General features: G+C 66.5%; 10 protein-coding genes. 2 read left to right on the forward strand and 8 right to left on the reverse strand.

All coding sequences use genetic code 11. The features are described from left to right. Position 1: 1 nt before the first annotated feature. Positions 2 to 1,474, reverse strand: coding sequence for an MFS transporter (locus tag ABRP28_RS02110; protein ID WP_350003754.1), 1,473 nt, complete (start codon positions 1,472 to 1,474; stop codon positions 2 to 4). 276 nt (positions 1,475 to 1,750) lie between these two features. Here ABRP28_RS02110 and ABRP28_RS02115 point away from each other — a divergent pair, with 276 nt between their 5' ends. Continuing rightward, the gene (locus ABRP28_RS02115; protein WP_350003753.1) at positions 1,751 to 3,160 is read left to right on the forward strand and encodes an MFS transporter; all 1,410 of its coding nucleotides are present in this window, start codon (positions 1,751 to 1,753) and stop codon (positions 3,158 to 3,160) included. Positions 3,161 to 3,310: 150 nt separating this feature from the next. Here the strand turns inward: ABRP28_RS02115 and ABRP28_RS02120 are convergent, their stop codons facing one another. The 6 genes from ABRP28_RS02120 to ABRP28_RS02145 form a co-directional block, all read right to left on the reverse strand. Then, on the reverse strand, positions 3,311 to 4,042 hold the full coding sequence (locus ABRP28_RS02120) for a glutamine amidotransferase (protein ID WP_350003752.1): 732 nt from the start codon (positions 4,040 to 4,042) through the stop codon (positions 3,311 to 3,313). 35 nt (positions 4,043 to 4,077) lie between these two features. Then, the gene (locus ABRP28_RS02125) at positions 4,078 to 4,512 is read right to left on the reverse strand and encodes a nuclear transport factor 2 family protein (protein ID WP_350003751.1); all 435 of its coding nucleotides are present in this window, start codon (positions 4,510 to 4,512) and stop codon (positions 4,078 to 4,080) included. A 15-nt stretch (positions 4,513 to 4,527) separates the two neighbouring features. Next, complete coding sequence (locus tag ABRP28_RS02130) at positions 4,528 to 6,342, reverse strand: biotin carboxylase N-terminal domain-containing protein (RefSeq protein WP_350003750.1); 1,815 nt, start codon at positions 6,340 to 6,342, stop codon at positions 4,528 to 4,530. 154 nt (positions 6,343 to 6,496) lie between these two features. Beyond that, on the reverse strand, positions 6,497 to 7,150 hold the full coding sequence (locus tag ABRP28_RS02135) for a nucleoside triphosphate pyrophosphatase (protein ID WP_350003749.1): 654 nt from the start codon (positions 7,148 to 7,150) through the stop codon (positions 6,497 to 6,499). 9 nt (positions 7,151 to 7,159) lie between these two features. Beyond that, positions 7,160 to 9,700 carry an MMPL family transporter gene (locus tag ABRP28_RS02140; RefSeq protein WP_350003748.1) on the reverse strand — a complete coding sequence of 847 codons (2,541 nt, stop codon included), beginning with the start codon at positions 9,698 to 9,700 and terminating at the stop codon, positions 7,160 to 7,162. Positions 9,701 to 9,718: 18 nt separating this feature from the next. Then, entirely contained in the window at positions 9,719 to 10,423 is a 705-nt protein-coding gene (locus ABRP28_RS02145) for a TetR/AcrR family transcriptional regulator (RefSeq protein WP_350003747.1), read from the reverse strand. A gap of 163 nt (positions 10,424 to 10,586) precedes the next feature. On the opposite strand from ABRP28_RS02145, the gene ABRP28_RS02150 reads away from it, so the two are divergent. Beyond that, positions 10,587 to 11,150, forward strand: coding sequence for a hypothetical protein (locus ABRP28_RS02150; protein WP_350003746.1), 564 nt, complete (start codon positions 10,587 to 10,589; stop codon positions 11,148 to 11,150). 171 nt (positions 11,151 to 11,321) lie between these two features. Here ABRP28_RS02150 and ABRP28_RS02155 read toward each other — a convergent pair whose 3' ends face one another. Then, on the reverse strand, positions 11,322 to 12,779 hold the full coding sequence (locus ABRP28_RS02155; protein WP_350003745.1) for a dicarboxylate/amino acid:cation symporter: 1,458 nt from the start codon (positions 12,777 to 12,779) through the stop codon (positions 11,322 to 11,324). Positions 12,780 to 12,915 lie beyond the last annotated feature (136 nt).

The following is a 12,915-nucleotide window of genomic DNA, read 5'->3' on the forward strand; positions in this document are numbered from 1 at the left end:
GTTAGACGTGTCCCATCGCATTTCGGTTGGCGTTGCGGATGTAGCAGGCCCAGCACACCACCAGCATCAGGACGTAGGCCCCGACGAAGCCGTAGAAGGCGGGGGTGTAGGAGCCGCTGGCGGAGTTGGAGGCGTTCAGCACCTGCGGGATCACGAAGCCGCCGTAGGCGCCGATGGCGGAGATGAGGCCCAGGGCGGAGGAGGCGAGGCGCTGGGTGGCCACCGAGCTGGCACCGTTCCGGGCAGCGCGGCTGTTGGTGGCAAAGATGATGGGGATCATCCGGTAGGTGGCGCCGTTTCCGAAGCCGCTGGCGGTAAAGAGCATCAGGAAGAGGACCAGGAAGAGCCAGAAGTTCTTCAGCGGGAGGGTCCAGACCATGGTGAGCGTGATGACGGCCATGGCGGCGAAGGCGGCCACGGTCATGCGGGCGCCGCCCATCCGGTCAGCCATGCGTCCGCCATACGGGCGGGCCAGGGAGCCTACCAGCGGGCCGAGGAAGGCCAGGGACAGCGCCACGGTGCCCACTCCGATGGAGGAGAAAGCCGGGAAATAGTCCTTGATCAGCTTGGGGAAGACACCGGCGAAGCCGATGAAGGAGCCGAACGTGCCGATGTAGAGCAGTGCCATGATCCACAGGTGCGGTTCTTTCAGCGCTGCGATCGAGCCTGCCACGTCGCCCTTGGCACTGGTGAGGTTGTCCATGAACTTCCAGGCACCGAAGGCGGCGACCAGGATGAACGGGACCCACATCCAGCCGGCCAGGGGCAGGTTGACGGTGCCCACGGCGAGGAGGGTGATGGCGATCGGTACGGCCAGCTGTGCCACGGCGGCACCCATGTTTCCGCCGGCGGCATTCAGGCCCAGGGCCCAGCCCTTTTCGCGGGCGGGGTAGAAGAAGGTGATGTTGGCCATGGAGCTGGCGAAGTTGCCGCCGCCGAAGCCTGCCAGGGCGGCCACCAGGAGCATGACGCCGAACGGGGTTTCCGGGTTGGAGACGCACAGGGCCAGGCCGATGGAGGGGATCAGGAGCAGCAGGGCGGAAACGATGGTCCAGTTGCGGCCGCCGAAGCGGGGGACCATGAAGGTATAGGGGATGCGCAGGGTGGCACCCACCAGGCTGGGCATGGAGATCAGCCAGAAGATCTCGGAAGTGGAGAAGGTAAAGCCTGCTGCGGGGAGCTGGACCACCACGATGGACCAGAGCTGCCATACGACAAAGCCGAGGAACTCGGCGAAGATTGACCAGTTGAGATTGCGGCGTGCAATGGAGCGGCCTGCGGTCTCCCACTGTTCCTTGTTCTCGGCATCCCAGTTGGCGATCCAGCGGCCGGGGCGGAATTCAAGGGCGGGGGCGACTGTGGTGCGGGTAGGGCCGGGCTGTGCGCTGGCGGATGCGGCGGTTCCGGGCATGGCGGAATCTTCGAGATCAAGGGAACTTCCGGTGCCGGCATCGGCGGTGCGGTCAACAGTCACGGGGTACCTCCTTCTGGGGGATGTTGTTCCTCCAAGGTAGGGAAGCCGCGTTTCATGGACCGACGCCGCGTGTTAACGCGCTGTGACATTTGCCTATCGGCGGGCGTTGGGGGACGTGAGGCGGGCAGGTTGGACCAGTAAGTGAGACGCACCGCACAGGTCCGCATACTGGACCTTACGTCCATTGACTGGACTGGGGGAACTAATATTGAACTCTGACTATTTCGAGCCGTTCCCTTGCCCGGGTCCGGCCGGTCCTCACGAAAGCGTTTACCTATGTCATCCACCCATACCTCCACGGTGCCCGGGTCCCAGCCGGTGAACTCACGCGGACGCGTGATTGTTGCCAGCCTCATCGGCACCACGGTCGAGTTCTACGACTTCTACGTCTACGCCACCGCTGCGGTGCTTGTTTTCCCGCAGCTGTTCTTCCCCAACCAGAACGAAACAACCCAGCTCCTGAGCTCGTTCGCAGTCTTCGGCGTGGCCTTCGTCGCCCGCCCGCTCGGCTCGATCGTCTTTGGCCACTTCGGCGACAAGTTCGGCCGCAAGGGCACCCTGGTGGCATCCCTCCTGACAATGGGTATTGCGACGTTCCTTATCGGCTGCCTGCCCACCGCCCTTGTGCCCGGCTGGGAGTTCTGGGCTCCGGCCCTGCTGGTGGTCATGCGTTTCGCCCAGGGCCTGGCCCTGGGTGGCGAATGGAGCGGCGCCGCGCTGCTGGCCACGGAGAACGCCCCCGCCAACAAACGCGCCATCTACGGAACCTTCCCGCAGCTGGGCGCCCCCATCGGCTTCATCATCGCCAACGTGATCTTCCTGGTGTTCAGCTACGCGCTCTCTCCGGCAGACTTCCAGGCCTGGGGCTGGCGCGTGCCGTTCCTGCTCAGCGCCGTCATGGTGATCATCGGCCTGTACGTCCGCCTGAAGCTGATCGAAACGCCCGCCTTCACCAAGGTGATCGAGTCCAACGAGGTAGCCAAGCTTCCGCTGGGCCGGGTATTCAAGACCAGCTGGCGCCAGCTCATCCTGGGCACGTTCATCATGCTCGCCACCTACGTGCTCTTCTACCTGATGACCACCTTCACCCTCACCTACGGCACCCGGCCCGCCACGCTGGACGCAGCCCGGGCGGCGGCGGAAAAGGCCGGAAAGCCGATGTCGGAAGCGGCTGCTGCCGCGTTCGTCCCCGGCCTGGGCTACACCCGCAACGACTTCCTGTGGATGCTCATTGCCGGCGTCGTGTTCTTCGGCATCTTCACCCTCGTCTCCGGGCCGCTGGCCGAGAAGTACGGCCGCCGCAAGATGCTCCTGGCCGTCACGGGCGGAATCTTCGTCTTCGGCCTGCTCTTCGTCCCGCTGTTCAGCGGCGGATTCGTGGGCACCATGGCGCTCCTGGTGATCGGCTTCTCCCTGATGGGCCTGACGTTCGGGCCCATGGGTGCGCTCCTGCCGGAACTGTTCCCCACCAACGTCCGGTACACCGGGTCCGCCGTGAGCTACAACTTCTCCAGCATCCTCGGCGCAGCGGTGGCACCGTTCATCGCCGTCGCGCTGTGGGAACTCGCGGACGGCAGCCCCGTCCTGGTGGGCATCTACCTGACCTCCATGGCCGTGCTGACGCTCATTGCCCTGTTCGTGAGCAAGGAAACCCGCGACCTGGACTACGAAAACAACGTGGCCTAGCTTCACAGGCTGTACGTTCCAGCCCGGTTCGTGGCTGAGGTGCCCGGTGCGTTTCCCGTCAAAAGGGGAGTGCGCCGGGCACTTTTGTGTCCAGGAGCGGAGCAAGCGGGCGGGAACGCACGACGGCGGCGCTCGGGGCCGTCCGCGAGGTTACCGGGCGTAGCGGTCCACGAAGTTCCGCAGCACCTTCATGGGTTCGGTAACAGTAAACTGCCGGGCATTCTCCATCAGGTCTTCAGCCGACTCCGGTGGGAAGTAGCCGGCGTTGCGGTAGATGTCGATGCGGGTGACCAGGCCGTCCACGTCCAGCTCGGGGTGGAACTGGGTGGCATAGAGATTCGTCCGGATCCGGAACATGTGCACCGGGCAGGCCTCGGAGCGGGCGAGCAGCACGGCGTGCGGCGGCAGGGCGGTGCAGGCCTCCTTGTGTCCCGTGAAGGCGGTGAAACTGCCCGGCATCCCCTTCAGGACCGGGTCCTCGAGCCCTGCCTCCGTGAGCTCAATTTCCACTCCGCCCAGGGGCTCGCCGTAGGTCCTGTCGATGACGGCGCCCTGGTGCGTTCCCAAGGTGCCCACGCCGTAGCAGGCGCCCAGGAACGGGAAGTCCCGGGCCACCAGCACGTCCAGCAGCCCGGACAGCTCACGCTCCACCCGATGCTGGACGGGGGACTTCTGTTCCGGCGGATCGCTGGAGGTGAAGGGGCTCCCGCCCACAATCACGCCCGAGTACTGCGCAAGGTCCAGGTCCGGCAGCGGGGCAGCCTCCAGCCGGACGCGGCGCAGCTCCCGCTCTTCCAGCCCGCCATACCGCAGGTAGGCGGCGTACTCGTTGTCGGCGGCGGCGTCCTCCGCCCGGGAGGCGAGGAGCAGGAAAGGCAGCATCTGCTAAGTGTGCCGGTTCGGGCCGGACCTGTCAGCTAGGCCGGGGGCTGGGTGAGGGAGCGGCGGGACTGTGGCCGCGCGGCAGGATCAGCGTGCCGGTGGACGAGCTTCCAGTAGCCTTCCTCACGCCGGAAGATGCTGGTGACCCGGAGCGCAAACTCCTCCACGGCACTCCCGTCCAGGCGGGCACGGAAGTGTTCGGTCTCCACCAGGTAGGCGGTATCCCGTGCAGTGTAGGACGTGATGGTGTCGAACCCCAGCATCTCGCCGTCCTGGAACTGCCGGGCAGCCTGGTCCAGCCTTGCCTCCACCTGCGCCCAGCCGCGCGCGATGCCGCCAAAAGGATTGGCCAGCGTGACGTCGTCAAGCCTGGAATAAAGCTCCTTGACGGGCTCGGGATTGCCCCGGGTAATTTCGGGGACGGCCAGGTGGTACCGGCCCACTTCTTCCTGGAAACTGGGTGCGAGCATGGGTGCCTCCGGCGCTTACTGGTCTTCGATGATGGCGATGATGGCGCCGGCGGACACTGTTTCGCCGGATGACGCCTCAAGCCCGATGACGATTCCGGAGCGGTGCGCCGTCAATGGCTGCTCCATCTTCATCGCCTCGAGGACCACCACCAGGTCGCCCTCGGAGACGACGTCGCCGTTGGATACGGCAACCTTGACGATGGTTCCCTGCATGGGGGACGTCAGGGCATTGCCGGTGGCCGCTGCAGGACCGCCGGAGCGGGAGCGCTTCTTCGACTTTGCCGGCTTCGCAGCCGCCGCCCCTCCCGTCCCCAGGGAACCCAGGGATGCGGGCAGGACCACTTCCAGGCGCTTGCCGCCCACTTCGACCACCACGCGCTGGCGGTCTTCTGCCACAGCGTCGGCATCGGCGGAGCCGTCCGGAGTCCAGGCCGGAAGGTTGTTGACGAATTCTGTTTCAATCCACCGGGTGTGAACCGTGAACGGGCCCTCGGCCGGGGCGAACGCAGGATCGGACACCACCGCGAGGTCGAACGGGATGACGGTGGGGATACCCTCCACCACCATTTCCTCAAGCGCGCGGCGGGCACGCTGCAGGGCCTGGGGGCGGTTGGCCCCGGTGACGATCAGCTTGGAAAGCATGGAGTCGAAGTTGCCGCTGATCTCGTCACCCTGTTCGACGCCGGAGTCGATGCGGACTCCAGGGCCGGTGGGGTTCTTCAGCACGCGAATGGTACCGGGGGCAGGCATGAAGTTCCGGCCCGGGTCCTCGCCGGTGATGCGGAATTCGAAGGAGTGCCCGCGCACCTCGGGATCGCCGTAACCGAGCTCTTCGCCGCGGGCCAGCCGGAACTGCTCGCGCACCAGGTCGATGCCGGTCACTTCCTCGGAGACGCAGTGCTCCACCTGCAGGCGGGTGTTCACTTCAAGGAAGGAGATGGTGCCGTCCTGGCCCACCAGGAATTCACAGGTGCCGGCGCCCAGGTAGCCTGCCTCCTTGAGGATCGCCTTGGAGGACTCGTAGAGCCGGCGGTTCTGCTCTTCGGTGAGGAACGGCGCCGGGGCTTCCTCGACGAGCTTCTGGTTGCGGCGCTGGAGCGAGCAGTCACGCGTGGAAACAACCACCACGTTGCCATGGGCGTCCGCCAGGCACTGGGTCTCGACGTGCCGGGGAGCGTCAAGGAAGCGCTCGATGAAGCACTCGCCACGGCCGAACGCGGCGATGGCCTCCCGCACGGCGGATTCAAACAGTTCGGGGATTTCCTCGCGGGTGCGCGCCACCTTGATGCCGCGTCCGCCGCCGCCAAAGGCAGCCTTGATGGCCACGGGCAGGCCGTGCCGGTCCACGAATTCCAGGATTTCCTCGGCGGACTCCACGGGGTCAGCGGTGCCGGGAACCTGCGGGGCGCCGACCTTCTCTGCAATGTGGCGGGCCTGGACCTTGTCGCCGAGGGCGGAGATGGCTTCGGGGGAGGGGCCGATCCAGGTGATGCCCGCGGCGATCACCTTCGCGGCGAACTCGGCGTTTTCCGCCAGGAAGCCGTAGCCGGGGTGGATGGCGTCGGCACCGGACTGGCGTGCGGCGTCGATGATCTTGTCCATGACCAGGTAGGACTCCGCGGCGGTGTTGCCGCCCAGGGCGTAGGCCTCGTCAGCGAGGCGGACGTGCAGGGCGTCACGGTCCGGGTCTGCGTAGACGGCCACTGAGGCGATGCCTTCGTCGCGGGCGGCCCGGATGATGCGGACGGCAATTTCACCGCGGTTGGCGATCAGCACCTTTGTGAGGGTCGACTGCGTGGTTCGTGCGGACTGCTCCAAATTTGCTGACAAGGCGTCTCCTTCTTTCCTTCAGGGAGCCTAGCGCGGTTTTGAGGGTTCCGCCGATATTACTTGCGGAATCCGCGTGTAAACCGGCCAAGCTTTGTAGGGAAGCTACAAGGGCCCGCCAATTGCGGCGTTTTTGTTGCAGGCGGTGCAGGTAGCGTCAGCCGTGCCACAGGTCCGTGATGCGCACGTTGGCGGCGGCAAGCAGGCCGCGGAGCGTGGAGACGGAAAGTCCGACGACGGTGTGCGGGTCCCCGTCGACCTTACGGATGAACGCCCCGCCCAGGCCGTCGATGGTGAAGGAACCGGCACAGTGCAGCGGCTCGCCCGTGGCGATGTAGGCGTCAATTTCGGCCGGATCCATCTCCAGGAAGGTGACCTCGGCTGAGGCCACCGTCCCGAGGGTGGCGCCGGTGCCTGCACCGTCGTCGTCGTCGTCGTCGTCGTCCGTATCCGTGTCCCGGCAGTCCACCAGCCAGTGGCCGGTATGCAGCACCCCGGCATTGCCGCTCATCCGCAGCATCCGCTCGCGGGCGACGGCGGCGGTGTAGGGCTTGCCGTGCGCCTCGCCGTCGAACTCGAAGACGGAGTCGCAGCCCAGGACCAGCGCCCCTTCAGCTTCCGGCAGCGCCGCCACGGCCTCGGCCTTGGCCCGGGCCAGCAGCAGCGCGGTGTCGTGCGGATCAGTGACGCCGTAATGGGCCTGGACGGCGTCCTCGTCCACGTCGGACACCAGGATGGAGTGCCGGATGCCGGCCTCGGCCAGGAGCTTGGTGCGGGCGGGGGACTGGGATGCGAGAATCAGGCGGACCACAAATCCAGCCTAATTGACCGGTCCGGCCTGGTGGACCAGTTCCCCGGACACCGGTGCCGCCTCGGTCCGGTTGAGCTTGGCGCCCTCCACATCGACGTCAGGCAGGATCCGGTCCAGCCACCGCGGCAGCCACCAGGACTTTTCACCCAGCAGGTACATCACGGCCGGGACGATGGTCATGCGCACCACGAAGGCGTCCAGGAGCACACCGAACGCCATCGCAAAGCCCAGCGGCCGGACCATGGTGAGGTGGCTGAAGATGAAGCCGGCGAACACGCTGACCATGATGATCGCGGCAGCGGTGACCACAGCGGCCGCGTGGCGGAAGCCCACCCGGACGGCCTCCTTGGCGGTGGAACCGTGCATGTACGCCTCGCGCATGCCGGAGGCGATGAACACTTGGTAGTCCATGGCCAGGCCGAACAGCACGCCGATCAGGATGATCGGCAGGAAACTCAGCACCGCGCCGGGATTGGCGACATCGAACACGCCGCCGAGCCAGCCCCACTGGTACACGGCAACCACGGCGCCGAAGGCTGCGGCGAGCGAAAGCAGGAATCCGCCCGTTGCCAGCAGCGGCACCACGATGGAGCGGAACACCAGCAGCAGCAGGATCAGGGAAAGTCCGACGACGATCGCCAGGTAGGGCGGAAGGGCGTCGCCCAGCTTGGTGGAGACGTCGATGTTGCCGGCCGTCTGCCCCGTCAGGCCCATTGCCACCCCGTGCTCGGACTGGATTTCATCATTGAGGCCGCGGAGTTCGGACACCACGTTGACGGTGCTGGCGCTGGCCGGGCCTTCCTTGGGGATGACCTGGAAGACGGCTGTCCGGCGGTCCTCGCTGAGGGCGACCGGTACGGCAGCAACCACATTGTCCACGGCGCGGAGCTTGTCGGCGACGTCGTACTGCAGGGTCTGTGCCTGGGCCTCATCGAGGCCGGCCGGGAACTCGCCTACCGCGACGATGGGGCCGGTGACGCCTTCGCCGAAGCGCCGGGCCGTGAGGTCGTACGCCTGGTAGGCCTCGGAGTCCACAGGTTCGGATCCGCCGTCGGGCAGTGCGAGCTGCAGCTGGGTTGCCGGCAGCGCAAGGGTGCCCAGGAGGAGCACGCCGGCCAGAAGCGCCAGGATGGGGTGCCGGGTGACCAGGCCGCCCCAGCCGCGGGTGCTGCGCTCGCGGTCCTTGGCTTCATCGGCTGCTTCATGGCCGGGCTCCGCGTTGTGGGCATTGGCCTTGGCCCAGGCACGCCGGGAAATGATGCGGCGGTCGATCAGGGACAGCATGGCGGGCGTCAGGGTGATGGCCACCAGGACGGCCACGGCAACGGTGCCGGCCGCGGCCAGGCCCATGACGGTGAGGAACGGCAGGCCGGGGACTACGAGTGCGGCGAGCGCGATGATGACGGTCAGGCCGGCGAAAACCACGGCGTTGCCTGAGGTGCCGGTGGCCCGCGCCACGGATTCCTCCGGGTCCATTCCGGCAAGGAGCTGGGTCCGGTGGCGGTTGACGATGAAGAGGGAGTAGTCGATGCCCACGGCCAGGCCCAGCATGAGGGCCAGCATGGGGGAGATGGAGCTCATGTCGAAGAGGCCGGACAGCGCGAACGTGATGCCGACACCCACGCCGACGCCCACCACGGCCATCAGCAGCGGCAGCCCGGCGGCAACCAGCGTGCCCAGCATCAGGATCAGGACCAGGGCCGCGACGGCAATGCCGATGACCTCGGCAGCGCCGAAGAGTTCCGAGATGTCCTCAGTGATTTCCTTGCTGGCGTAGGCGGTGACGCCGGCAGCGGACGTCTCGTGGGCGATGTCCTGGACCTGCTGGCGGACCTCGGGGCTGAGGCCGTTGATGGAGGTGTTGAACTGCACCTGGGCCACTGCCGCCTGTCCGTCTTCTGATACGAACCTGATGGCGGAGGACGCTTCGGCCTGGCGCTTGCCGAGTTCGAGCTTTGCCTTGCTGGACTCCAGCTCCTGGACGCCTGCCTCGAGCCTGGCCTGGCCTTCGGCCAGTGCGGCCTTTTGCTGGCCCAGCTGGGCCTCGATGAGGGCCGCTGGCGCGCCGGCTGCGGCAAGCTGCTGTTCTGCTGCGGCCAGCTGTGCCTGGCCGGCTTCAAGCTGGGCGCGGGAGGCGTCCAGCTGGGCCTGGCCCGCGGCAAGCTGCTGCTCGCCGTCGGCAATGGCCTGTCCGGCCTGGTCCACCTGGGCCTGCGTGGCGAAGGGATCCACGGTGCCGCGGACGTCCGGAATGGCCTCAAGTTCCTTGAGGGAGTCGGTGACTGCGGCCCGGCTCTCGGCGGTAAAGCCGCCGTCGGGAGCTTCAAAGACGATGGTGGCGGTGCCTCCTGAAGCAGAGGGGAGCTCTTCCTTCAGCTTGTCCGCGATCCGCTGCGTCTCCGTGCCGGGAATCTGGAAATTGTTGGACAGCGTCCCGTGGAAGGCTGCGGCGGCACCGCCCACGGCCAGCAGGGCGGCAAGCCAGAGCGAAATGACCAGCCAGCGCCGGCGGTAGGAAAACTTGCCCAGGCGGTAAAGGAACAGTGCCATGTGAGGTGACCGATCTGATCAGGAGGGACGGGAGGCTGGGGATGAGGGGGCGGGCGTGGTGCCCGTGGTGAAACCGGAGCCGAGCAGCGCCATGGCGTCGATCAGGAGGTGCCGGAGCTCGGCGAGGGATGCAGGGGAAAGGTCCGCGCCCCGGCGGGAGAACCAGACCTCCATGGCGGCCTTGCCGCAGGAAATCACGGATCCCGCCAGGGCGCGGAGGTAGAGCTCGTCCACTGCGCCAGGTGTTGCGGCCGCACGCTCGCGGGCTACTTCGGTGATCTGTTCCCGGCAGTGGTCCCAGGCTTCCAGCTCGGAATGGGACATCAGGCTGCTCTGCTGGGTCAGCGTGAACAGTTCAGCCAGCGGGGCCACCGTCATCGGATCCGCAAGCGCCATCAGCGCCTCCTGGGCGGACTGGAGGATGGGTTCGTCCGCGGGCCGGAGTTTGAACTGCTGGATGGCGTTGTCCAGGAATCCATGGGTGACCGAGGCCAGTGCGGCATCGGTGCTGCCGAAGTAGTTAAAGAAGGTTCGGCGCGAAATGCCGGCGGCGTCTGCGATGTCCTCGGCGGTGAAGTTCCCTGGCCCCTTGCTGCGCAGGAGGGTCAGGGCGGCGTCCGTGATGGCCTGGCGGGTGGCGGCTTTGTTCAGCTCACGGCGTGAGAGCGGCACGGATTCGTGGGGGGAGGGCCCGGCCGAAGCCTGGCCTGCGGAAACTGTCACGCTTTTACACTACGTGCAACTTTGCACTCTGGGCAACTTGCTTTCATAGGAGAATGAAAGGTTCCGGACAGCTCTCCCATGACTTGCCCGCGGATGCTGGAAATGTCCCGAAAAGGACTAACGATCAGCAGCCGTCCCGGACGGCAGTACCAGGAGACAAGAAATGTCACGCACAAAGAAAATGACCCTCGGCCTGTCAGCTACGGCGCTGGCCCTTGCTTCCGGAATCGGCCTCGCCGGCATGGCCTCCGCTACAACACCGGCTCCCGCCCCGAGCGCGAGCTCCAGCGCCTCGGCTGACGGGAGCACCAGCACCATGCCCGGCGGCGGCATGGGCAAGCACGGCGGCCGGGGCGGTGAGCGGGGAATTGCCCAGGCGTCCGCACTGGCGGAGAAGCTGGGCGTTGAGGAAGCAAAGGTGACGGAGGCCCTGCAGGCCTTCCGCGAGGCCAACAAGCCCGCCGGTCCTCCGGCGGAGGGGGAGAAGCCTGATGCAGCGACCCGCGAGGCTGCCCTTGCAAAGTCGCTGGCCGAATCGCTTGGGATCGAGGAGTCAGCGGTCACTACGGCGCTGGAGGAACTCCGCAGCGAACGGCAGGCAGAGAAGGCGGCGGGGCTGAAAACCCGGCTGGACCAGGCCGTCGCGGACGGGAAGCTGACCCAGGCCGAGGCGGATGCCGTCACCAAGGCGGTGGAGAACGGCGTGATCGGCGGAGGCGGGCACTGACCGCACTCCCTGCTGGATAGCCCGGGCACAGAACCCAGTGCCTGGCACGGAACCCAGCGCCGGGCACGGAGCCTAGCCCCCTGTACGGAAAATAGCGCCCACACAGAAAGAAGTCCCCGGGGAACGGTCCAGTTCCCGGGGACTTCTTTCGTGATGGGTGAGCAGGGACCCTTAGGCCTTCGCGTCCTCCAGATGGCGCGGAGCGGTGTCCGTGGTGGTCCCGTCCGACGGTGCGGCGGCCGGCGTACCGGAGTCGGCAGCGTCGAAGCTGTCGTCAACAAACGGCGTGCCGTTGCGGGGAGCGTTGTACAACTGCTCGTCCAGGATGCCCTGGCGCTTGGCCACAATGGTGGGGACCAGGGCCTGGCCGGCCACGTTGACCGCGGTGCGGCCCATGTCAAGGATCGGATCGATGGCCAGGAGGAGACCGACGCCGGCCAGCGGCAGTCCCAGCGTGGACAGCGTCAGCGTAAGCATCACCACGGCGCCGGTGGTGCCGGCCGTGGCAGCGGAACCCAGCACGGAGACCAGGGCGATCAGGAGGTACTGGGTGAAGTCCAGCTGGATGCCGAAGAACTGGGCCACGAAGATGGCGGAGATCGCGGGGTAGATCGCGGCGCAGCCGTCCATCTTGGTGGTGGCGCCCAGCGGCACGGCGAAGGACGCGTAAGCGCGGGGGACGCCCAGGCTGCGTTCGGTGACGCGCTGGGTCAGGGGCAGGGTGCCCACGGAGGAGCGGGAGACGAAGGCGAGCTGGACGGCGGGCCACACGCCGGAGAAGTACTGCTTGACGGAGAGGCCGTGGGCACGGATCAGGATGGGGTACACCGCGAAGATGACCAGGGCCAGGCCCACGTAGATGGCGAAGGTGAACTTGCCCAGGGAACCGATGGTGTCCCAGCCGTAGACGGCAACGGCGTTGCCGATGAGGCCCACGGTGCCGAGCGGCGCGATGCGGATGATCCACCACAGCACCTTCTGGATGACGGCCAGCGCAGAAGCGTTCAGGTTCAGGAAGGGTTCGGCAGCCTTGCCCACCTTGAGCGCGGCAACGCCCACGGCGATGGCGATCACGAGGATCTGGAGCACGTTGAAGCTGACGGAGGTGGTGACGGCGCCGGATTCGGCAACGGTGGAGCTGGCGCCCAGCCCAAGGAAGTTCTTGGGGAACAGGCCCACCAGGAAGGCCCACCAGTCACCGGACTTGCCTGAGTACTTGGCTTCCTCGGAGATGCCGGTATTGGCGCCGGGCTGAAGCAGGACGCCCAGGCCGATACCGATCAGCACGGCGATCAGGGACGTGATGGCGAACCACAGCAGGGTGTTCCAGGCGAGCTTGGCAGCGTTGGACACCTGGCGCAGGTTCGAGATGGAGCTGACAACTGCGGTGAAGATCAGGGGTACGACGGCAGTCTGCAGCAGTGACACATAGCTGGAGCCGATGGTCTGCAGGGTGGCGCCGAGGGCATTGGGGCTGGCCTTGGTGCTGCCGGTGTACTTGGCCAGCAGGCCGAGGCCAAGCCCCACGATGAGGGCGGCAATGATCTGGAAGCCGAACGAGCCAGCCCACTTGGGCAGCTGGAAGCCGGTCTTTCCTGCGGGGGAAGGGGTGCTTATCTGAGTGCTCACCCGAATACGCTAGGGCCACGGCGCATATCACGGCGAACGAACATTGAGAAATATTACGCGCCTTGAGTTTCCGCCCTGACCTAATTTCCCCGTGAGGACAAGGGTTTCAGCCAGCTATGTTAAGTATTCCCGCCCC

This window comes from Pseudarthrobacter sp. WHRI 8279, assembly GCF_040224115.2.
In the GTDB taxonomy this organism is placed as follows: Bacteria; Actinomycetota; Actinomycetes; order Actinomycetales; family Micrococcaceae; genus Arthrobacter.